This window comes from Bradyrhizobium sp. RD5-C2, assembly GCF_019972155.1.
GTDB lineage: Bacteria > Pseudomonadota > Alphaproteobacteria > Rhizobiales > Xanthobacteraceae > Bradyrhizobium.
The window spans coordinates 78,326-99,845 of the sequence record NZ_BOVL01000024.1; the positions used below are offsets into that span (position 1 = coordinate 78,326).

Here is a 21,520-nt window from a genome sequence, read left to right on the forward strand (position 1 = left end):
CAAACGGATCGATCGTCATGACTGCAACCATCGACCTCAATTGCGATCTCGGCGAAAGCTTTGGCCCCTGGGAAATGGGCAATGACGCCGCGATGATCGAGCTTGCGACCTCGGTCAACGTCGCCTGCGGCTTCCATGCCGGCGATGCCGACATCATGCGCAAGACCGTCGAGCTCGCAAAGGCGCGCGGCGTCAGCGTCGGCGCCCACCCTGGGTATCGCGACCTGCATGGTTTCGGTCGCCGCCCGATGCCGGGGCTGACATCCTCCGAGATCGAGAACCTGATCGCCTATCAGATCGGCGCCCTGCAGGCGATTGCAACCGCGGCCGGCCACAAGGTCACCCATGTGAAGGCACATGGCGCGATTTCCAATGTCGCCTGCGAGGACGACATGACCGCACGCGCGATCGCCAATGCGATCAAGGCGGTCGACCGCAATCTCATCTTCGTGGTGCTCGCCAACTCGAAGCTGGTGCGCGCGGGCGAAGCCGCCAATCTGCGGATGGCGCATGAAGTGTTTGCCGACCGCGCCTATGAGGACGACGGCAATCTGGTGTCGCGCAAGAAGCCCGGCGCGGTGCTGCACGATCCCAAGGCGATCGCCGAGCGTGTGGTGCGGATGGTGCAGGATGGCGCGGTCGTCTCGGTCACCGGCAAGGTGATCAAGATGCAGACCGACACCGTCTGTATCCATGGCGACACCCATGGCGCCGTCGAGATCGCGCGCGGTCTGCGCGAGGCGCTGAGCAAGGCCGGCATCACGGTCGCGCCGTTCAAGACCGCGCACTGAGCCGCGAACACACGGAGCAGCAAGGGCCGGCCGCCGCGCCGACCCTTTTAGATTCCGTTAAGAGTCTTCTTAAACCCAAACTTGCCGTTTGATTGCTAGGTGCAGCTTCCGAGCCTTTGATTGTCCTCTCAGGAAAATTGGGTACGAAAGCATGTTCCGCACCAGCCTCTCCCTCGCAATTGCTGCGGTGGCCACGGCCGCCTTCACCAGCGCGGCCTCCGCCGGCTGCTACAGCTGCTATACGCCGCCGCCCCAGCCCTGCACGACCTGTTATCAGGTGCAGACCGTGCCGCCGCAGTATCGCACCGTGCAGGAGACCGTGATGGTGTCGCCGGGCCGCGTCATCGCGCATCGTACGCCGCCGCAGTATCGTACCGTGATGGTGCCGAAGACCGTGATGGTCGCGCCCGAAGGCGTCGCCTATGAGCGCATCGCGCCGCAATACGCCACCCAGGAACGCACCCAGATGGTCTCGCCGGGTTATTCCTACTACGCGCCGGTCCAGCCGACCTGCAGCACCTGCGGCGGTGGTTACGGTTACGGTTATGGTCGCGGCTACGGCTACTGAGCCGTCAGCGTCCAGACAGCACAAAGCCGCCGCCTGAGGACATCAGACGGCGGCTTTGCAGTTCTCTCAGGGCCTCAGAACGGGTGGACGGAGAGTGTGCCGAACACGATGGCCGCGATCACTGCAAACGCGCTGTAGAGCGCCGCAGTGTGAACTCCGGTCCCGGACTTCCTTGAAATTTGTCGCGCGTAAAAGTGCAGGCGGGCTTCCGCCGATAGCTCGCGCATGGTCGATCTCCAACGCCCCATTCTCAGGCATATGGAATATCGTTCGCGCGCCGATTCAAGCGGGTGGCAAAAATAGCGACGTCGCTCCCTCGGCGAACCCGGTTCCCAGAGGAATATTCTTCCCCGAAGGCCGGCCCGAGAATCTTATTCGTTGCAATTCGAGGCGTCGGGAACCCGCGCCAAGCTTGCAATAACCGAAAATCTCGAAAACAACCCCATGCAAAGTAGCCGACGGTGGCCAACTGAGGCGCGGCCGCTGCGTCGCGCTCAGGGCTTCCAGCGCCCAATTTTGAAGGCCGCCAGATGGCCGGGAACGTCGGTCGGATCGAACGGCGGACCGGCGAACGCGCCTATGGCGTGGGAGGTATCGGCCGGGCGCCCGGCCGCGGCGTCGTAGAGGTCCGGCCTGAACACCGCCATGGCAGCCTTCAGCGCCTCCGGCCGGTACGGTGTCTGGCCCCAGCGAACCATCTGCGCGTAGAGCCAGGCCGCCTGCCCCGGGTCCGGCCGCGCCGCCGCCTCGCGCCCGACCAGCAAATAGCGGCTGCTTTCGCGCATGGTGCCGTCGGGCAGGATCTTCAGCCGGCCATCGAACGTGCGCTGGATGACGCTGGCGTCGACGCCGAGCCGCTCGGGCTGCGCCAGGATGCGCGCGACCTCGGGGCGGTTTTCCGGCTGCTCGATGAACTCCGCGGCGCGCAGATGCGCGCGCACCAACGCGGCCACGACGTCGGCGTGCTTCTCCGACCAGCTCTGGCGCACCGCCAGCACCTTCTCCACCGCGCTGAGCAGGATGTCCGAGACGAAGTGCAGGATGTGGCCGACGCCGAGATCGACCGCGATCGAATTCCAGGGCGCGCCGACGCAGAACGCGTCGACATGCCCGTTGGCCAGACTGTCCACCATGTAGGGCGGCGGCAGCACCACGAGCTGGACGTCCTCGTCGGGATCGACGCCGCCGGCGGCCATCCAGAACCGCAATTGATAATTGTGGGTCGAGAACGGAAAGGTCATGCCGAACGTCAACGGCTCCGCCCCGCTCTTCCGCCGTTTTGCAACCACGCGCGCGAGCGCCCGCGCGGTCGCCATCGGATCGAAGCGGTCGCCGTCGATCTCTGCCATCAGCGCGGCGTGCAGCGCCGGCGATACCGTGATGGCGTTGCCGTTGAGCCCGAGATTGAACGGGGCTGCGATCGGCACCTTGACGTGACCGAGCCCGAGGTGTGATGCGATCGCCACCGGCGCCAGCAGATGAGCCGCGTCGAACAGGCCTATATTGAGCTTGTCGCGGACGTTCGACCACGACACTTCGCGCACCAGCGTGACGTCGAGGCCCTCAGTCGCCGCAAACCCCTTGTCGACCGCGACGATCAAGGCGGCAGCGTCCACCAGCGGAATGAATCCGATGTGCAGGGGTGTGGTCATTTCAACAGCTCCGACGCCGTCAGGATCGATTGCGCGATCTCGCCGATCTTCTTCTTCTCGCGCATCGCGGTCGAGCGCATCAGCACGTAGGCCTCTTCCTCGGTCAGCCCCTTCACTTTCATCAGGATGCCCTTGGCGCGGTCGATCACCTTGCGCTCCTCCAGCGCATGCTTGGTACGGTCGAGTTCATCCTGCAGCTTGGCGAAGGCATTGAAGCGGGAGACGCAGAGATCGAGGATCGGCTTCATCCGCTCCTTCTTGAGGCCGTCGACGATGTAGGCGGAGACGCCGGCCTCCACCGAGGCCTGGATCGAGGCGGCGTCACTCTGGTCGACGAACATCGCGATCGGCCGGCGGACCGCACGGCTGACCTGGAACATTTGTTCCAGCACGTCGCGGCTGGGGTTCTCGAGATCGATGACGATGATCTCGGGATCGAGCGCATAGATCCGCGACAGCAGGCTCTGCATCTCGCTGATGTGGACCACGTCCGTGTAGCCGGCCTCCCGCAGCCCCTCCTCCAGGATGGCCGCACGGATCGGGCTCTCGTCGACAATGACGATCTTGGGAGACGATTCAGCGCTCATCGACCACTCTTAAAGCCCGGCAACAACCACCCATATCACGCCGGGGCGGCGCGGAAAGGGTTGTAATTCTCGGCAATTGGGACTAGCTCCTGCCCATCAATCAGGCAGATTCACAGATATGCAAGAGGCCGCCGCGCCGAAGGTAAGCTTTGTGTCCTTGGTTGGTCCTGAGGCAAGGAATGTAAACTCTTCGAGCCGGCTATTCAGCCCGAAGCCGGTCGACTGGCCCCGGAATCTAACCAGCTTCGTTGAGCGGTGATTTGATCCGGCGGATTTCGCGAACGACAATCGCGAGCCCGGCTGAACAGTAGTACGCAGCCTTCGCGAGGTAGCTCCCTGGCAGCAACGCGAGAGCTTGATGATTGCCGCGCAGATCGCGGCCTCGATCGCTTGCATCAATCAGCCACATCGTGCCGGACGCACCTGTTTCCAATTCAAGCCGCTCAGCGTCTGAGCTTCCCAAAATGTCCCGCAATTGTGGTGTGCGCAATGCAGGCTCGATGAGTCGTTCGTCATCGACGCCGATCCATTGAACGAGAAAGCCCCCGTCACCCTGACCATCGGAATACCATGCGATGTCGCCGGCATCGCCAGATAACACAACAGCTTTGCCTCGGTGGCAGGCAATTGACCCCAACCAGGTCGTCACTCTGCACGCACGGGCATAGTCACTTTGGTCAGCCGGATCTCCATGGTCGCGCCATCCCTCGATACCCCGCCAATGTAACAGCTGTTCATCAGCAATTACCAGGTGAGGACCGCCGGACGTCGCTATCCAGTTGTGTGTTCGGGTCATGCGTATCCAATAGCAGTATTTTTCCGGCTGGCCGATCGCTGGCCGGCGAATGTTCGTTCTTGTGCCGGTTGCGGGGTTGGGCATCCGGCCGACTGCCTGGGCGAAGCGCTCGCGCGCGTCGAATTGTTGCATCCCAAAGAACTGGTGGATTGCAGATCGTCAAGAACAAGCAAAACTTTCTCATCGCCGGAACGCGCTAGCGGTTGAATTTTGCTATGAGATCAATTAGTTGGATCACCATATCCGAACAATTCAGATCAGGCTCCAGGCGACCACATGGAAAGAGCGCCCCATATTTCGTTCGTCAGTCTCGGCTGCCCCAAGGCGCTGGTCGATTCCGAGCGCATCATCACCCGGCTGCGCGCGGAGGGCTATGAGCTGGCGCGCAAGCATGACGGCGCCGACATCGTCATCGTCAACACCTGCGGCTTCCTCGACAGCGCCAAGCAGGAATCGCTCGCCGCGATCGGCGAGGCGATGGCCGAGAATGGCAGGGTCATCGTCACCGGCTGCATGGGCGCCGAGCCTGAGCAGATCGAGAGCGCCTATCCCGGTGTGCTGTCGATCACGGGGCCGCAGCAATATGAGAGCGTGCTGGACGCCGTGCACCGCGCGCTGCCGCCGGCGCACAACCCGCATCTCGACCTGGTGCCGCCGCAGGGCGTCAAGCTCACGCCGCGGCACTACGCTTACTTGAAGATTTCCGAAGGCTGCAACAACCGTTGCAGCTTCTGCATCATCCCGAAGCTGCGCGGCGACCTGGTGTCGCGGCCGGCCAATGACGTGCTGCGCGAGGCCGAGAAGCTGGTGAAGGCCGGCGTCAAGGAATTGCTCGTCATCTCGCAGGACACCTCGGCCTATGGCGTCGACATCAAATATGCCGAGAGCCCGTGGCAGGATCGCAGCGTGCGCGCAAGATTCTTCGATCTCGCCAAGGAGCTCGGCGAACTCGGCGCCTGGGTGCGGCTGCAATATGTCTACCCCTACCCGCATGTCGACGAGGTCATCGGCCTGATGACCGAGGGCAAGGTGCTGCCTTATCTCGACATCCCGTTCCAGCATGCGAGCCCCGACGTGCTGCGTGCGATGAAGCGCCCGGCGGCACAGGAGAAGACGCTGGCGCGAATCCAGAAGTGGCGCGAGCAATGCCCGGAGCTGACGCTGCGCTCGACCTTCATCGTCGGCTTCCCCGGCGAGACCGATTCCGATTTCGCCTATCTGCTCGACTGGCTCGATGAAGCGGAGATCGACCGTCTCGGCTGCTTCAAATACGAGCCGGTCGCCGGCGCCGCCTCGAACGCAATCGGCAATGCGGTGCCCGACGAGGTCAAGCAGGAGCGCTGGAATGCGCTGATGGCGCGGCAGCAGAAGATTTCGGCAAAGCGCCTGAAGCGCAAGGTCGGCACCCGCCAGCAGGTGATCATCGACGAGGTCGGCCCGACGGTCGCGAAAGGTCGTTCAAAGGCCGACGCACCGGAGATCGACGGCGCCGTCTATCTCACCAGCCGCCGCCCGCTCAAGGTCGGCGAGATCGTCACCGCCAAGATCGAGCGCGCCGACGAATACGACCTGCACGGCAGCGTCGCCGGATTCTGAAGTCGAGACACGGAGACGAAGTCGCGCTCAGCCGCCGCTGGGGCAAGAGCAGCCGAGCAGGCAGCAGCTATTTGCGGTGAGTAGGACGGTCGATTGTCTTCACCAGGTCATGAACAGGATGCGAAGCCACATGATGACGAGCACGACATTGCTCGCCACGAAAATTAGCAACCGGTGAAGTACCCGGTTGTACGTCAGATGGACAACGCTGTGAACGATGCGCAGCGCAACATAGGTCCAGGCCAGCCACACAAAAACGGTGTCGGACCTCTGGAGGATGAGGATCAGGAGACTGATCGTGTAGAACAGTACCGGTAATTCCAGCAGGTTCATATAGTTGCGGTTGATGACGCTGACCGAAGGCGGAACCCGATGCGATTCGCCGAACCGGTAGTCGTCTGCGGTTGTCTCCTTGGACAGGCCCCTCCTGATCCCCATAAGAAGCAAAACCGCCAGCGTGAACAACGCCAACACGATCGCGGGCCGAATGATATCGAGACTGTACATGGCGTCCCCTTCGGCAAACTCCGCTGCGCCTATCCAGCAACTCCCAAAGAGTCAAAATCGCTGTGATGAAACGCTAGTTGGTCGTCGGCGGCGCGGCGAACGCTGGATCGAGCGTGCGAAGCACGCGATGGATGCGGACCGAGCTTGTGATGCCTGCATTGCGCACATAGGCATCGATGACCGCCTCGCTCTCGACCACGACGAGGCCGAACAGCTTGCGGTCATCGGTCGCATAGGTGCAGAGCCAGTGCATCTTGCCCTGCCCTGCGTTGCGTTGATGGCGTCCAGCGCAATCCGCGCATGACGCGCCGCTTGCGCATCGTCCGTTACGTCGAAATTGGCCGGAAGGTCTCGTTCGATCAGCAGCTTGATCACGGCGCCACCTCCAAGATTGCTCCAAGATTGCCTCGTCGCAATCTAACACGCTCCGCGAGCGACTCGCGTGCGATATCACCTCCCGCTTGACACCACCGGCCCTTCGGCTGTATGGCCCTGCGCCATGAAGCTGAACCGGACCCACCGCCGCGCCATCAACCGTCGTCGCACCCGCGACGATGCTGGGCTGCGCCGTGTCCGACGCCACCGCTGATTAGCTAAATCAGCCAAGGTTTTCGAGAAGGCCGCGCCCCCAAAGCGCGGCCTTCTCGCTTTTCGGCCTGCCCTTAATCCCCACACCGCCCCCAGAGGAGATCGACATGACCAACGCCACCCATCCGTTCGATGCGCTGATGGACATCACCGCTCGCCCCGAGGTCGTGTTCGTGCGCGGCGCAGGCTCGTATTTGTGGGACGCCGACCGCAACCGCTATCTCGATTTCGTGCAGGGTTGGGCCGTGAATCCGCTCGGCCACTCGCCGGTCATCGTTGCCGATGCGCTGGCCGCGCAGGCCAGGCGGCTATTGACGCCGAGCCCGGCATTCTACAACGAGCAGAGCCTGAAACTGGCGAAGATGCTGGTCGACAAGAGCTGCTTCGATCAGGTGTTCTTCGCCAATTCCGGCGCCGAGGCCAATGAGGGCGCGATCAAGCTCGCGCGCAAATTCGGCGCCAAGTACAAGGGTGGCGCGCACGAGATCATCACCTTCGAAGGCGGCTTCCACGGGCGCACGCTCGCGACCATGTCGGCGTCGGGCAAGAAGGCGTTCGAGCCGCTGTTCGAGCCGAAGGTCTCGGGCTTCCGAAAGGCCAAGCTGAACGACATCGAGTCGGTGCGGCAACTGATCAATTCATCGACGGTCGCGGTGATGCTGGAGCCGATCCAGGGCGAAGCCGGCGTGTGGCCGGCGACCGACGCGTTCCTGCAAGAGCTGCGGGCGCTGACCCAGCAGCGCGGACTGCTGCTGATTGTCGACGAGATCCAGACCGGCATCGGCCGGACCGGAAAGCTGTTCGGCTATGAGCACGCCGGAATCGCGCCCGACATCATGACGCTCGGCAAGGGCATCGGCGGCGGCGTGCCGCTCGCGGCGTTGCTTGCGACCGAGCATGCCTCATGCTTCGATCATGGCGATCAGGGCGGCACCTTCAACGGCAACCCCCTGATGTGCGCCGCGGGGCTTGTCGTGCTCGACAAGATCAGCCAGCCCGATTTCCTGAAATCGGTCGTCGATGCCGGTCTGCTGCTCGAGCGCGAATTGCAGCGGCTGTCGGCGCGGCACGGGCTCGGCGAGATCAGAGGCCGCGGCCTCCTGCTCGCGCTCGATCTCAAGATGCCGATCGGCGCCGCCGTCGTCGCCGAGGCGTTCGCGGCCGGCATGCTGGTCAACTCGCCGCAGCCGGACACGCTGCGCTTCATGCCGGCGCTCGACGTCACGCGGGAGGAGATTTCCGCTGTCATCGATTGTCTGGAGGGAGTGCTGACGAAGGTCGGTGCGGCCAGACGGGTGGCGTAGACAGGCGATATCAGATCGCGGCCGATGATGGCATGGTCCCGTAGCTCAATTGGACAGAGCACCGCGTTGCGGACGCGAAGGTTCGAGGTTCGAGTCCTCGCGGGACCACCATCTTGCCGGGTTGGCTCGTCCGGCAAAGTGCTTGCGACCGTAGCATCGCTACGGCCGCAAGATCGCCGCACCCGTCGTAGCCCGGCTCTCCAGGTCGATATGCGCCTTGGCGACGTCCTTGAGCGCATAGGCGTGGTTGATCGGCACGTGCAGCTTGCCGTTGATCACGGCAGCGAACAGCGTGTCGGCGCCTTCGAGCAATTCCTTGCGGGTGCCGACATAGTCGTTGAGCTTCGGCCGCGTCGCGAACAGCGAACCGTGGTTGTTGAGCTCGGCGAGCGGGAACGGCGGCACTGGACCCGAGGCGTTGCCGAACGAGACGAACAGGCCGCGTGGCCGCAGGCACGACAGCGATCCCGGGAACGTGGTCTTGCCGACGCCGTCATAGACGACGTCGCAGAGCTCGCCGCGGCTGATCTGCTTGACGCGTTCGACGAAATTCTCCTCGTTGTAGAGGATGACGTGGTCGCAGCCATTGGCGAGCGCGATATCGGCCTTCGCCTTCGAGCCGACGGTGCCGATGACATGCGCACCGAGCGCGTGGGCCCACTGGCAGGCCAGCAGTCCGATGCCGCCGGCCGCAGCATGGATCAGCACCCGATGGCCCTGCTCGACCTTGAAGGTCTTGTGCAGGAGGTACCAGACCGTGAGCCCCTTGAGCATCAGGACGGCGCCCTGCTCGTAAGTGATGTGGTCGGGCAGTTTGACGAGTTTGTCCGCCGGGATGACGCGCTCTGAGGCGTAACCGCCGAGGTTGTAGTAGTAGGCAACGCGATCGCCGGGGTGGAAATTGGTCACCCCCGGACCAACCGCCACGACCTCGCCCGCGGCCTCGTTGCCGGCGATGAATGGCAGGCCGGGCGCCTTGTAGAGGCCGGTGCGGAAATAGACGTCGATGAAGTTCAGCCCGACCGCATGCTGGCGGATGCGGACCTCCCCGGTCCCCGGCGCCCCCACCTCGACATCCTCATAGGTCAGGACCTCGGGGCCCCCCACCTTGTGCACCCGCACAGCCTTGGTCATGTCGTCGCTCCCTCAGATCTCAGTGTCAGCCGAGCGAATGCCATCGGCACCGGCTTGTCAACCAACCGGCCGGAACCGGGGGCTACAGCATGATCCGGAAAAGTGCGAAGCGGTTTTCCGAAAAGATCATGCCCCTTAGCACGCCGGCTTCCTCCGGTTGCGTTTGGCCAGCACGTTGAACATCTCGACCGCCGCCGAGAATGCGATGGCGAAATAGATGTAGCCGCGCGGGATGTGGAATTTGAATCCGTCGGCCACCAGCGCCACGCCGATCAGCACCAGGAACGCCAGCGCCAGCATCTTGGTGGTCGGATGCTCCGCGACAAACCGGGCCACCGGTCCCGACGAGACGTACATGATGATGCACGCGATCACGACCGCCGCGATCATGATCTCGATGTCCTGCGCCATGCCGATCGCGGTGATGATCGAATCCAGCGAGAACACCAGGTCGATGATGATGATCTGCACGATCACCCAGAAGAACGCGTTGGGGCTCGGCTTGTCATTCTCCTCGGCGTCACGCGCCTCGACCTCGGCGTGGATCTCGTGGGTCGCCTTCGCAATCAGGAACAGGCCGCCGCCGATCAGGATGATATCGCGCCACGACAGCGCGACGCTCTCGATGGTGATCACCGGCTGCGTCAGCCCGATCAGCCAGACCAGGACGCTGAGCAGGATGATGCGGAACACCAGCGCCAGCAGCAGGCCGATCTGCCGCGCGCGGTTGGCCTGCGGTTGCGGAATCCGCGAGACCAGCACCGACAGGAAGATGACGTTGTCGATACCGAGCACGATCTCGAGCGCAGTCAGGGTCAGCAGCGCCGCCCAGGCTTCCGGGCTGGTGATCAATTGCATCATGCTCTGAAGGCTTTCATCCGGCGGATCAGGGTGTCGCTGCCGACGATGTAGACGGCGATGGCGCAGAGGCCGAAGGTGATCGGGGCTCCGACCACGAAATCGTTGGCGAGCGTGTACATGCCGAGCAGCGCCCAGGCGCCGAGCAGCCACAGCGTCAGCCAGCGCAGCCGCACCACCCGGAACGGGTGCAGCACATGGAACGGCGCAAAGGTCAGCACGATCAGGAGCGCGACCACGATCGTCGACAACACCGGCGGCAAATGCAGCAGGAACAGATAGAACGCCGCCGCATTCCACAACGCCGGGAAGCCGCGGAAATGGTTGTCGTCGGCCTTCATGCGGCGGTCGGCGAAATACAGCGCGCTGGACACCACGATGCCGATGCCAAGGATCGGCGCAGCCAGCGGCAGCAGCATGCCACTCGCGGTGATCGCATAGGCCGGCACGAACACATAGGTGACGAAATCGACCACCAGGTCGAGCACCTCGCCCGACCAGTTCGGCTGCAGCCGCACCACGTCGAGCCGGCGCGCCAGCGGGCCGTCGATCCCGTCGATGATCAGCGCCACCCCGAGCCAGGCGAACATGTTGGCCCAGTGTTCGCGCACCGCCTCCAGCATCGCCAGCAGCGCGACACCGGCGCCGAGCGCCGTGAAGATATGAACGGAGAATGCGGCGGTCCGCATCCGTTCTGGCAACGCATCCGGCTGGCTCGAGTGCTCCATCGGCCGAGTGCTATCAGGAATCGGCCCCCTTTGCATATGCAGTCTTGCGGCGTTCCGCCGCGCAAACCATTGGAAGGATTCAGTGGTTACCGACGGCTTGAAAATCGGGCCAAGCATGTCAAATGTCCTGATATGTCCGACAGCTCGCAGGATTATGACGTTATCGTAATAGGCGGCGGCCCGGCCGGATTGACGGCTGCGATTGCCCTCGCCGACGCCGGCGCGCGCACCGCGCTGTTGGCGCGCCGCGCCCCCTATGCCGACAACCGGACCACCGCGCTGCTCGGCGCCTCGACCGAGATCCTGGAGCGGCTCGACGTCTGGCGGCGCTGCAGCGACAAGGCTGCCGCGCTCAAGACCATGCGCCTCGTCGACGACACCGGCCGCCTGATCCGCGCGCCGGAGGTGCGGTTCTCCTCCGAGGAGATCGGCCGCGAGCAGTTCGGCTTCAACATCGACAATCGCTCGCTGGTCGCAGCGCTCGAGGAGCGCGCCGGCGAGATGGCCGCATTGACGCGGTTCGACGACGAGGCCGCCTCGGTTCAACCGGATGATGCCGCGGTCACCGTGGTGACGCGACAGGGCCAGACGTTATCGGCCCGACTCGTGGTCGGCGCCGACGGACGCAACTCGCTCTCGCGCGAGGCCGCCGGCATCGAGGTGGTCAGCCGCGAGCTTGGCCAGTCCGCCCTCACCTTCAACATCACCCACAGCCGGCCGCATAACAACATCTCGACCGAGTTTCACACCGAGCATGGCCCCTGCGTGTTCGTGCCGCTCAGCGGCAACCGCAGCAGCGTGGTCTGGGTCTCGGCGCCCAAGGAGGCCGAACGGCTGAAGGCGCTTGGCGATGGCGAATTATCCGATTCGGCCGAGCGGCAGTCGCATTCGATTCTCGGCCGCGTCGAGGTCCAGGGCGGCCGTCACGTGTTTCCGCTCGCCATCGAGCGGCCCCGGCAATTCGCCAAGGACCGGATCGCGCTGGTCGGCGAATCCGCCCATGTGCTGCCGCCGATCGGCGCGCAGGGGCTCAACATGGGGCTGCGCGATGCCGCCGATATCGCCGAGATCACGGGCCAGGCGATCGGCCGCGGCGAGGATCCCGGCGCGCCGAATGTGCTGTCGCGCTACCAGGCGGCGCGGCGTCCTGATGTCGCCAGCCGGACCTGGGCGATCGACATCGCCAACCGGTCGCTGCTCAGCGATTTCCTGGGCGTCCAGACGGCGCGGGCCGCCGGCCTGCATCTGCTCGGCGCCTTCGGCCCGCTGCGGCGGCTCGCGATGCGCGAGGGTCTCGCGCCGTCATGGCGGCGGTAGCCCCTACTCGTCTTAGGGAAACACCAGCCGTCCGCTCTGGATGAACCACATCACGCTGGTCAGCGTGACCACCGAGGCGAAAGTGCCGATCAGCACCGCGACCGATGCCGGCTCGATCCAGGTGTCGTTCTGGCGCGCGATCACGAACACGTTGAGCGCCGGCGGCAGCGAGGCCATCAGCACCGCGGTCGCAGCCCAGGGCTGCGCGAACGGACCGAACAGCAGCATCAGTCCGAATGCCAGCAGCGGATGGATCAGAAGCTTGATCGCGACCACGCCCGGCACCTCCCACGGCACCCGCTCGAACGGCCGCAGCGCCACGGTGATGCCGAGCACGAACAGCGCCGTCGGTGCGGCGGCGTTCTCGAGGAACTGGATGGTGCGGTCCAGCGCGACCGGGATCGGGATGTGAAACGCGGCCACCAGCGCGCCGAACACCGCCGACATGATCAACGGGTTCTGCACGATCTGCCGCAGCACCACGCCGAACGCGTGCAGCAGCGAGGGATGGTCGCGGTCGGTGAGCTCGATCAGGAGCGGCACGATCGAGAACAGGAAGATGCTGTCGCAGCAGAAGATCAGCGCAGTCGGCGCTGCCGCCTTGGCGCCGAGCACGGCAAGCGCCAGCCCAGGCCCCATATAGCCGATATTGCCGTAGGCTCCCGACAGGCCCGCAAGCGTCGCCTCGCGCAGCGACAGCCCGCCCATCAGTTTGCCTGCGATCATCGCCAGGAAGAACGCGATCACGGTTCCGAGCGTGGTGGCGATCAGGAATGGCGGGTTGTTCAGCTCGGCGAACGGCGTCTTCGACATGATCCCGAACAGCAGCGCCGGCAACGAAACGTAAAGCAGGAAGAAATTCATCCAGGCGAGCCCGCTCTCGGGCAAACCCTTGGCTTTTCCGCACGCGTAGCCGATGAAGATCAAGCCGAAATACGGCAACGCCAGATTGAGGATATCGATCATTCTGAAAGTAGTTTCTCGGCCGGATTTCGGGTCGTTTTAGTGCCGCTAGAATCGGTAAGCCGGGGGTTAATTCGAGGCTTAGCCCCTAGCATCGGCCACAATGTTGGTCTATCGACGAACCATGATCAAAGCGCGCACCGCCAAGTTTCAGATCGGGCAGATCGTCCGTCACCGGGTGTTCTCCTTCCGGGGCGTGATTTTTGATATCGACCCGGAGTTCAACAACACCGAGGAATGGTGGCTGTCGATCCCCGAGGACATGCGGCCGCACAAGGACCAACCGTTCTATCACCTGCTCGCGGAGAACTCGGAGACCGAGTACGTCGCCTATGTGTCCGAGCAGAACCTGCTGCCCGACGATTCCGGCGAACCGATCCGACACTCGCAGGTGGCTGAGATCTTCGTGAAGGACAAATCGGGCGGCTATCGTCCGCGCAACCCGTCGCTGAACTGACGCGCGGCGCCCGTCCGGCGACGGACGCGACGGCGCGGCTTCCGAACTGCTCATACCCCCTCACGCGCGGCCAGCGCCGCCGCGATTGCCCACACCGCAAAACCCGCCAGGGCCAGTCCAGCACCGACGAGACCGGTCGAGGTCCAGCCGTAGCCGGCTGCGACGGCCATTCCGCCGAGCCACGGCCCCAGCGCATTGGCGACGTTGAAGGCGGAATGGTTGAGCGCCGCGGCGAGGCTCTGCGCCTCGCCTGCGACATCCATCAGCCGGGTCTGCAACACGGTGGCGAGCGCGCCGCCCAGGCCGATCAGGAACACGTCGGCGCTCAGCGTCGAGAAGTTCGCCGCCGCCAGCGGATACAGCGCCAGCGTCGCGGCCGACCACAGCAAGAGCCCGCCCGCGGTTGCCATCAGCGCGCGGTCGGCAAAGCGCGGCACGATGATGTTGCCGGCGGTGAGGCCGGCGCCGAACACGCATAGCGTGACGGGCACCAGCGCGGGCGAGGTGTGCGTCACCGCCAGCATGGTCGACGCTAGGTAAGTGTAGACCGAGAACAGTCCGCCGAAACCGATGGCGCCGATCGCAAGCGTCAGCCAGACATGCTTGCGCCCGAGCGCCGAGAGCTCACGCAACGGGCTCGCCTTGCTGTCGGCAACGTCGCGCGGCGCGAAGATCAGAACCAGGATGGACGTCAGCAGTGCGAGGCCGGCAACGATCGCGAACGCCCAACGCCAGCCGATCGCCTGGCCCACGCCATTGGCGAGCGGCACGCCGATCGTCGTCGCAATGGTGAGGCCGAGCAGCACGCGTCCGACGGCCGCCGTACGCTTGTCGATCGGGACCAGCGAGGCCGCGACCAGCATGGCTATGCCGAAATAGGCGCCGTGCGGCAGCCCGGCGAGGAAGCGCAGCAGCAGCATGGTGTGATAATCCGGCGCGAGCCCGGAGAGCCCGTTCATCAGCGCAAAGAAGCCCATCAGCGCGATCAGCAGCGTCCGCCGCGTCATGCGCGCCGACAGCACGGCGATGACAGGCGCGCCCACCACGACGCCGAGCGCGTAGGCGCTGATCGCGTGGCCGGCCTGGGGCTCGCTGATGTGCAGGTCATGGGCGAAGAACGGCAGCAGGCTCATGGTGGCGAATTCGGCGATGCCGATCGCGAAGCCGCCCATCGCCAGCGCAAGATGAACGATGCCCGGATGAAAGCTCCCGGGGGCGTTGTCCTGGTTGAGACGCCCGCCGGCATCGACCGAAGCACGGCCGGTCGGCTGCTCCGAAGGCCGGGAAACCGGTTCCCGCCGCTGCGTGCTGACTCGCTGGGACATTGGGGACTTTCATGATTGCGAACGACGGACGGACTTGCGGCCCAGGCAAAGTCCAGTCGCATCGCGCCATCACGCTTCCACACAGTGGCCGGGGTTCGCAGCGAACCACGCGCGCATTTGCGCATCGAAGGCGCGTGTTGCGCGCTTTCGTCCGGCCTCCCGTGACAGATTTATGATTGTGCTTCGACGCCGGACTTGTCCGGACAAGGCAACGACGATGCGGCTTGGCGCGATCGATTTGCCTTGAGCGACCATCGCACACGACCTGTGCGATCACCAGCGCGGCAGGCTGCCATCAGCCAGTCTGTTTCGCATGACAAAAAAAGGCGCCCTTACGGGCGCCTTTTGCTTGCGACGAACTCGCGACTTCTTGAACGCGCGATCGACGTTGTTACTTGGCGGCCGGGTTGGCCGGAGCCGGCGCAGCGCCACCGCCCGCGCCTTCCAGCTTCTTGCGCTGTTCTTCGGCGCGCTTCTGCAACTCTTCCTGCAGCTTCTTCGAGTTTTCCTCGAACACCTTCGGATCGGTCGGCGGGCCGTCATAGGCCTTGGCGAATTCGGTGTTGAGCGGCAGCGGCAGCGTCAGCGGCGCGCCGTTCGAATTGATCGCCTGGACCACGAGGTTCTGGCCCTTCTTCATGTTGGCGATCAGCTCGGGGGTTGCTTCATAATCGGACATGCAGCCGTTCTGGAAGCAGATCACATAGGGCGCCTGCTGCGGCGGGTTGCTGTCGACGATGATGCGGGTGCCGTGAACCAGCTGCATGCCGAGCGGCAGCGTGACGCGCAGGATCTTCTTCGGCTCGCCTTCCGGCTCGATGATCACGGCGGCGATCACGGGCTGGCCCGACTCGATGCGGCCATCCTTGCCGGTGAAGCAAACCTGCTTGGCGTTGGCTTCCTGGCCCTTCAGGCAGAACTTGGTCCAGGGGGCGTAGATGAGCTGGATCTGCTGATCCTGGGGCGGCTGGGCTGCCGCGGCGGGCGCCTGACCTGCGGCCGGGGCCTGTGCCTGGGGCGCCGCCTGGGCTGCCGGAGCCGGCGCCTTCGGAGCTGCCTTGGGTGCCGCCTTGGGCGCGGCCTTCGGTGCCGCAGGCGCCGGCGCTGCCGGCTGCTGGGCCTGAGCGGCAGGAACCAGGAGCGCTGCAGAGAATGCCGTCGCCGCCATCAGGGCAACAATTCGCCCATGCGGCCGGACCGGGGCGGCCAAGATACGGAAATTCATTGCGGAAAACCCTTTCTGAACGGCAGCGCCCGAAACCGCTGCAGGCGCCGACACATAGCCGTTTGGGCGGCTGTCTCCTAGTCAATTGAGGCGGATACGTGACAGGCGTTCCCGCCTTCGAATTGCACGCCTTCAATACAGCGGCGCGCGGAAAGATCAATGCCGACAAGCGCATTTGCGCACCTGTCACGGCGAGTTTTGCCGCCCTGTGATAAACCTTCCGATGTGACGTTTCGCGAATCAAATCCGGCGCCTCATGGACGTGTTCCCGGTCACGTTTGGCGCACCGCGTCGGCCGCCATCTGGCTCGTCCTGGCGTCCATTCTGGGTTTCCTGACGAGCGCGGTTGCCCCTGTGGCCGCCAGTGAGAGCCACGCCATCGCGATGCATGGCGCGCCCGCGCTGCCTGCCGACTTCAGCCACCTGCCCTACGCCAATCCTGACGCCCCCAAGGGGGGCCGTCTGGTCCTGAGCCCCCGGGAGGGCACCTTCGACAGCCTCAATCCCCTGATTGTCAGGGGTCTCGCCGTGCAGCAGCTCCGGGGCTACGCCTACGAGCGCGGCTATGTCTACGAAAGCCTGCTGGTGCGGAACAATGACGAGCCGTTCACGCTGTACGGCCTGCTCGCCCGCAGCGTCGAGACCGACGATGCCAGAAGCTATGTGACATTCCACCTCGACCCCCGCGCGCGCTTCTCCGACGGGCACGAGGTCACGGCCGACGACGTTGTGTTTTCGCTCGAGCTGCTGCGCGATCACGGCCGCCCGCTGCATCACCAGTATTATTCGAAAGTCGCAAAGGCCGAGGTGCTCGACCCGCTCACGGTGCGGTTCGATTTCGGCGGCGTTGCGGACCGCGAATTGCCGCTGATCCTCGGGCTGATGCCGATCCTGCCGCGCCATGCCACCGACGTCTCCAAGTTTGAAGAGACCACCTTGGCGCCGCCGATCGGCACCGGCCCGTACCGCGTGACGGCGGTCAAGCCCGGCAGCAGCGTGACCTTCACCCGCAATCCGGATTACTGGGGGCGCGACCTGCCGGTGAACCGCGGGCTCTGGAATTTCGACGAGATCAGGCTCGATTACTATCGCGACGCCAACGGCCAGTTCGAGGCGTTCAAGCGCGGCCTCTATGACTTCAGGACCGAGCCCGAACCGCTCCGCTGGCATGACGGCTACGACTTCCCCGCCGCGAAAAGCGGCGAGGTGATCCGCGACACCATCAAGATCGGCACGCCCGATCCGTCGGAATTCCTGGTGTTCAACACCAGGCGGCCGAAGTTCGCCGACGTCAGAGTGCGCCAGGCGCTGCTGATGCTGTTCGATTTCGAATGGATCAACCGCAATTACTATTTTGGACTCTACTCGCGCGCCGGCGGTTACTTCGCCGGCTCGGACCTGTCCGCCTATGGCCGCCCCGCCGATGACCGCGAGCGCGAGCTCCTCAAGCCGTATCTGTCGCATATCGCACCCGACATTCTCGAGGGCCGCTATCGCCTCCCCGAGACCGACGGCTCAGGCCGCGACCGCACCATCCTTCGCGACGCGCTTAAACTCCTGTCGGAGGCGGGCTACGCGCTCGACGGCACGGTGCTGAAGCAGCGCGCGACCGGGACGCCGCTCCGGATCGAGCTTCTGGTGACGACACGCGAGCATGAGCGGATCGCCCTCGCCTATCAGCGCGACCTGAAGCGGGCCGGCATCGACGCCGCGGTCCGGGTGGTCGACGCGGTGCAGTTCGAGCAGCGCCGTGTCGCCTATGATTTCGACATGATCCCCATTCGCTGGGACCAGTCGCTGTCGCCGGGCAACGAGCAGTGGTTCTACTGGGGCAGCCAGGCCGCCGACGTGCCAGGCACCCGCAACTACATGGGCGCCAGGGATCCGGCCATCGACGCCATGATCGCCGCGCTGCTCGCGGCGCGGGAGCGGCCGGCCTTCGTCTCGGCGGTGCGGGCGCTGGACCGGACCCTGATGTCCGGCTTCTACGCTATCCCCCTATTTAACTTGGGAGAGCAATGGATCGCGCGCTGGAATCGGATAGAACGGCCTTCGGCCACGGCGTTGACGGGCTACCTGCCGGAGACCTGGTGGCAGAAGCCCGGCGCGCAATCCAATTGAGCTGCCAAGTTGAGCGACCAAGTGATTTGCGACCCGACGCGGCATGGACCGGTCTGATCGAAGCGATGCAACCGACGTTGAACCTGTGAACCAGTCGATCACCTCGCCCACGCTCGATACGCTGTTCAAGCGCACTTTGGCGCGGCAACCCGAGGCGCTGGCGCTGGTCGACCCGATCAACAAGCAGCGCATCACCGGACAGACCTGCAAGCGCCTGACCTATGCTCAGGCCGACCGCGCGATCTCGGCGATTGCCGCCCACTTCGTCGAGAGCGGATTGCCGGCCAATACCGTGATCGCGGTTCAGCTTCCCTCGACGATCGAATTCGCCCTGACCGTGCTCGCCGCCCATCGCGTCGGCCTCGTGGTGGCGCCGTTGCCGCTATTGTGGCGGCAAGCCGAGCTGACGTCCGTCCTCAACCGCACCGCGGCGCGGGCGATCGTCACCTGCGGCAGGATCGACGGCGTCTCCTACGCAGACATCGCCATGAACGCCGCGGCGGAAGCTTTTTCGATCCGCCATGTCTGCGGGTTCGGCGCCGATCTGCCCGAAGGCATGGCGTCGCTCGATGACGCGATCCTGCAGGACTCGCGGACCGCGCGCCCGATGATCCAGGACGGCCGCAAGGCGGCGCTGATTTCCTTCGACGTCACCAGCGAGGGTTTTCGTCCGGTGCCGCGCGCGCATTTCGGCCTGATCGCCGGCGGGCTCGCGATGTCGCTGGAGAGCGACCTGGCCCAGGGCGCGACCATTATGTCGGCGTTCGCGCCGATGTCGTTCGCCGGCGTCTGTTCGTCGCTGGTGATCTGGCTGCTGTCGGGCGGAACGCTCGTCATGCATCACCCGTTCGACGAGGAAGCGTTCGAAACCCAGTTCAACGATCACGGCTGCGACACGCTGATCGCGCCGGCGCAACTCGCGCTGCGGCTCGACGAGTGCGGCCTGTCGGAGCGCCTGCCCACCCTGCGCAACGCGATCGGCCTCTGGCGGACGCCGGAGCAGGTTGCCTCCAGCGCGCACTGGACGTCGCGGCGGGTGACCTTGACCGACGTCTATCTGTTCGGCGAGGCCGGGCTGTTCGGCGCCCGCCGCAACGCCGAGGACGGATCGCCGGCCCCGATCAAGCCCGGTCCGCACAGCGCGCCGCGTGAGGCTCCCGGCGCATCGATCGCCGGCGAGATCCTGCTGACCCCGAAGGGGACGCTCGGCCTGCGTGGCCCGATGGTGCCGGTCGCCGCCTATGCGCCGCCGCCGCCCCCGGGCGACACCCTGATTGCGCCAGCGCCGCGCGATTACGTCGACACCGAATATGCCGCGCGGGTCGATCGCGCGACCGGCGCCGTCAACATCACCGCCCCGCCGTCGGGGGTCATGACGGTCGGCGGCTACCGATTCCTCGCCCAGGAGCTACAGGAGTGGTCGCGCCGCCTCGGCCAGGGCGCATTGTTGACGGCACTGCCCGACCGCCTCAGTGGCCACCGGCTGGCCGGACGGGCCCAGGACAATGCGCGGGCCCGCGACGCCCTGACAGAACTTGGGCTTAACCCCTTGATGGTCGAAGCATTTCGCGACCGCAGCGGCACCGAAACGCCCTAGAATCTTATCATTGCGTTAGTCTTAGCATTGTGTTGACGCCGCATTAAGCCATGCCAACTAGCATCGTAGCCGTTTGCTGATCTGTGCATTGGTTTCGAGCGTTCGAATGTCTCAACAAGGTCCGGTCCTCATCGTATCGGCGTCGGCAAAGCCGCCGTTTGCCGCGGTCCTCGATGAGACGAAGCTGTTTCCGGTCGTGGTCACCGACTGGAACGAGGTCGGACGCGCCATCGAGCAGGTCAAGCCGGCTGCGATCATCGCAGCCGCCGAGGGCATCGACTTCGTCGCCCTGTCGGGCCTCGCCAAGCGCGCGGCCGCCCGCGCGCCCTATCTGCCGCTGATCGCGGTCGATCCTGCGACCACCCTGCCCGACACCGTCATCGCGTTCTTCCAGCACAAGGGCATGCCGGATCGCCTGGTCGCCCGGCTCAACGCGTCCTTACGCGTTCGCGCCCTGCATGCGACCGTGATGCGCCGCCTGGTGCCGCCGGCGCCGATCGCAATGTCCGATATCGATCCGGTCGGAGAGGCCACCGCGCTCCTGATCGGCCGCGGCGGCGCCTACCCGGCCCTGTCGGTCGCGCTCGGCGAACGTGCCGGCGTGGTCGGTGCGCTGAGCATCGAGGCGGCCGCAAAACATCTCTCCAACCGTGACATCGACGGCATCGTGCTGGCCGAGGGTTTCACCCCGCGCGTGATGGATGCGTTCCTGACGGTGCTGACCGAGGATGTCCGCTTCCGTCCGTTGCCGGTGATCGTCGCCTCCGGCGAGCTGACGCCGCGTTACGAGCTGCCCAATCTCGAGATCGTCACGGCCGGGCCGACACGCGTCGGCGACATGGTGTTGCCGATGATCCGCCAGCATGCCTTCGAGGCGCGGCTCGGCCGCATGCTCAAGGCAATCGACGCCAAGGGCCTGATCGATCCCCGCACCGGCCTGCTCACCAAGGCCGCGTTCGAGCGCGACTTCGCAACCGCCGTCTACCAGACCGCCGAGCGCGGCGGCGCGCTCTCGGTGGCGCGTTTCACCTTCGACAACACGCAGCCGCGCGCGCAATTCGACGGCGCGCGGATCATCAGCCGGCTGATGCGCCAGGCCGATTTCGGCGCCGTGCACGACGACCGGTCGCTCGTCGTGGCGTTCGCCGGGACCGACATGCGCAACGCCCAGGCAATTACGCGGCGATTGGCAAGCGTGATGCGCCACACCCAGAACGGCCGCCGCGACAGCAGGGCCGAGCCCGCCGTCAGCATCGCAACGCTGCTGCCGGGCGATTCCGCGATGTCGCTGCTGGGACGATTGTTCGGGACGCCGGAGCGCGCGGCGTCGTAATCAAGCTCTATGCCGCTTTTCAGTTGCTGCAATCGCTGCGCAGGCAGCGTCGGCAGCAGGCGAAGCCACCTTA

General features: G+C 65.0%; 21 protein-coding genes and 1 tRNA gene. 10 read left to right on the forward strand and 12 right to left on the reverse strand.

Translation table 11 applies throughout. The features are described 5' to 3' along the window. Positions 1 to 17: 17 nt before the first annotated feature. Positions 18 to 791 carry a LamB/YcsF family protein gene (locus tag BraRD5C2_RS31275; RefSeq protein WP_092114433.1) on the forward strand — a complete coding sequence of 258 codons (774 nt, stop codon included), beginning with the start codon at positions 18 to 20 and terminating at the stop codon, positions 789 to 791. 151 nt (positions 792 to 942) lie between these two features. Beyond that, on the forward strand, positions 943 to 1,359 hold the full coding sequence (locus BraRD5C2_RS31280) for a hypothetical protein (RefSeq protein ID WP_223975100.1): 417 nt from the start codon (positions 943 to 945) through the stop codon (positions 1,357 to 1,359). 74 nt (positions 1,360 to 1,433) lie between these two features. Here the strand turns inward: BraRD5C2_RS31280 and BraRD5C2_RS31285 are convergent, their stop codons facing one another. The 4 genes from BraRD5C2_RS31285 to BraRD5C2_RS31300 all read right to left on the reverse strand — a co-directional run bounded on the left by BraRD5C2_RS31285 (position 1,434) and on the right by BraRD5C2_RS31300 (position 4,526). Continuing rightward, positions 1,434 to 1,586 carry a hypothetical protein gene (locus BraRD5C2_RS31285; protein WP_223975101.1) on the reverse strand — a complete coding sequence of 51 codons (153 nt, stop codon included), beginning with the start codon at positions 1,584 to 1,586 and terminating at the stop codon, positions 1,434 to 1,436. A 267-nt stretch (positions 1,587 to 1,853) separates the two neighbouring features. Next, on the reverse strand, positions 1,854 to 3,011 hold the full coding sequence (locus BraRD5C2_RS31290) for a CmpA/NrtA family ABC transporter substrate-binding protein (protein WP_223975102.1): 1,158 nt from the start codon (positions 3,009 to 3,011) through the stop codon (positions 1,854 to 1,856). Continuing rightward, positions 3,008 to 3,598, reverse strand: a complete 591-nt coding sequence (locus BraRD5C2_RS31295; RefSeq protein ID WP_028332037.1) for an ANTAR domain-containing response regulator — start codon at positions 3,596 to 3,598, stop codon at positions 3,008 to 3,010. The genes BraRD5C2_RS31290 and BraRD5C2_RS31295 overlap by 4 nt, the downstream gene beginning before the upstream one ends. 235 nt (positions 3,599 to 3,833) lie before the next feature. Further along, positions 3,834 to 4,526: an Imm21 family immunity protein gene (locus tag BraRD5C2_RS31300; protein WP_223975103.1), complete on the reverse strand. Its 693-nt coding sequence runs from the start codon at positions 4,524 to 4,526 to the stop codon at positions 3,834 to 3,836. Between the two features lie 144 nt (positions 4,527 to 4,670). Between BraRD5C2_RS31300 and rimO the strand changes: the two genes are divergently transcribed. Continuing rightward, positions 4,671 to 5,990: a 30S ribosomal protein S12 methylthiotransferase RimO gene (rimO, locus tag BraRD5C2_RS31305; RefSeq protein WP_223975105.1), complete on the forward strand. Its 1,320-nt coding sequence runs from the start codon at positions 4,671 to 4,673 to the stop codon at positions 5,988 to 5,990. A 99-nt stretch (positions 5,991 to 6,089) separates the two neighbouring features. Here the strand turns inward: rimO and BraRD5C2_RS31310 are convergent, their stop codons facing one another. Then, positions 6,090 to 6,497, reverse strand: coding sequence for an MAPEG family protein (locus tag BraRD5C2_RS31310; protein ID WP_223975107.1), 408 nt, complete (start codon positions 6,495 to 6,497; stop codon positions 6,090 to 6,092). A gap of 73 nt (positions 6,498 to 6,570) precedes the next feature. Further along, positions 6,571 to 6,750 (reverse strand): hypothetical protein, encoded by a 180-nt coding sequence (locus BraRD5C2_RS31315; RefSeq protein WP_223975109.1) that lies wholly within the window; start codon positions 6,748 to 6,750, stop codon positions 6,571 to 6,573. A gap of 442 nt (positions 6,751 to 7,192) precedes the next feature. Here BraRD5C2_RS31315 and BraRD5C2_RS31320 point away from each other — a divergent pair, with 442 nt between their 5' ends. Next, a complete protein-coding gene (locus BraRD5C2_RS31320; protein ID WP_223975111.1) occupies positions 7,193 to 8,389 on the forward strand; it encodes an acetylornithine transaminase in 1,197 nt (398 codons plus the stop codon). Between the two features lie 34 nt (positions 8,390 to 8,423). Further along, a tRNA-Arg gene (locus BraRD5C2_RS31325) sits at positions 8,424 to 8,500 on the forward strand. Between the two features lie 48 nt (positions 8,501 to 8,548). On the opposite strand, the gene BraRD5C2_RS31330 is transcribed toward BraRD5C2_RS31325, so the two are convergent. The 3 genes from BraRD5C2_RS31330 to pcsA form a co-directional block, all read right to left on the reverse strand. Then, entirely contained in the window at positions 8,549 to 9,523 is a 975-nt protein-coding gene (locus BraRD5C2_RS31330; protein ID WP_092114426.1) for a quinone oxidoreductase family protein, read from the reverse strand. A gap of 135 nt (positions 9,524 to 9,658) precedes the next feature. Then, positions 9,659 to 10,384, reverse strand: a complete 726-nt coding sequence (locus BraRD5C2_RS31335; RefSeq protein WP_223975113.1) for a TerC family protein — start codon at positions 10,382 to 10,384, stop codon at positions 9,659 to 9,661. Continuing rightward, on the reverse strand, positions 10,381 to 11,109 hold the full coding sequence (pcsA, locus tag BraRD5C2_RS31340; RefSeq protein WP_097671961.1) for a phosphatidylcholine synthase: 729 nt from the start codon (positions 11,107 to 11,109) through the stop codon (positions 10,381 to 10,383). The genes BraRD5C2_RS31335 and pcsA overlap by 4 nt, the downstream gene beginning before the upstream one ends. Positions 11,110 to 11,241: 132 nt before the next feature. Between pcsA and BraRD5C2_RS31345 the strand changes: the two genes are divergently transcribed. After that, entirely contained in the window at positions 11,242 to 12,426 is a 1,185-nt protein-coding gene (locus BraRD5C2_RS31345) for a UbiH/UbiF family hydroxylase (protein WP_223975115.1), read from the forward strand. 12 nt (positions 12,427 to 12,438) lie between these two features. On the opposite strand, the gene BraRD5C2_RS31350 is transcribed toward BraRD5C2_RS31345, so the two are convergent. Beyond that, positions 12,439 to 13,392, reverse strand: coding sequence for an AEC family transporter (locus BraRD5C2_RS31350; protein WP_223975117.1), 954 nt, complete (start codon positions 13,390 to 13,392; stop codon positions 12,439 to 12,441). Positions 13,393 to 13,513: 121 nt separating this feature from the next. Between BraRD5C2_RS31350 and hspQ the strand changes: the two genes are divergently transcribed. Then, positions 13,514 to 13,846, forward strand: coding sequence for a heat shock protein HspQ (gene hspQ / locus BraRD5C2_RS31355; protein ID WP_024584048.1), 333 nt, complete (start codon positions 13,514 to 13,516; stop codon positions 13,844 to 13,846). A gap of 50 nt (positions 13,847 to 13,896) precedes the next feature. Here the strand turns inward: hspQ and BraRD5C2_RS31360 are convergent, their stop codons facing one another. Both BraRD5C2_RS31360 and BraRD5C2_RS31365 read right to left on the reverse strand, forming a co-directional pair. Next, a complete protein-coding gene (locus tag BraRD5C2_RS31360) occupies positions 13,897 to 15,171 on the reverse strand; it encodes an MFS transporter (protein ID WP_223975118.1) in 1,275 nt (424 codons plus the stop codon). A gap of 391 nt (positions 15,172 to 15,562) precedes the next feature. Then, the gene (locus tag BraRD5C2_RS31365) at positions 15,563 to 16,396 is read right to left on the reverse strand and encodes an invasion associated locus B family protein (protein ID WP_223975119.1); all 834 of its coding nucleotides are present in this window, start codon (positions 16,394 to 16,396) and stop codon (positions 15,563 to 15,565) included. Between the two features lie 384 nt (positions 16,397 to 16,780). Between BraRD5C2_RS31365 and BraRD5C2_RS31370 the strand changes: the two genes are divergently transcribed. The 3 genes from BraRD5C2_RS31370 to BraRD5C2_RS31380 all read left to right on the forward strand — a co-directional run bounded on the left by BraRD5C2_RS31370 (position 16,781) and on the right by BraRD5C2_RS31380 (position 21,447). Then, positions 16,781 to 18,517: an extracellular solute-binding protein gene (locus BraRD5C2_RS31370; RefSeq protein ID WP_223975232.1), complete on the forward strand. Its 1,737-nt coding sequence runs from the start codon at positions 16,781 to 16,783 to the stop codon at positions 18,515 to 18,517. 85 nt (positions 18,518 to 18,602) lie between these two features. Beyond that, positions 18,603 to 20,114, forward strand: coding sequence for an AMP-binding protein (locus BraRD5C2_RS31375; RefSeq protein WP_223975120.1), 1,512 nt, complete (start codon positions 18,603 to 18,605; stop codon positions 20,112 to 20,114). Between the two features lie 106 nt (positions 20,115 to 20,220). Then, positions 20,221 to 21,447, forward strand: coding sequence for a GGDEF domain-containing protein (locus tag BraRD5C2_RS31380; RefSeq protein ID WP_223975121.1), 1,227 nt, complete (start codon positions 20,221 to 20,223; stop codon positions 21,445 to 21,447). Positions 21,448 to 21,520 lie beyond the last annotated feature (73 nt).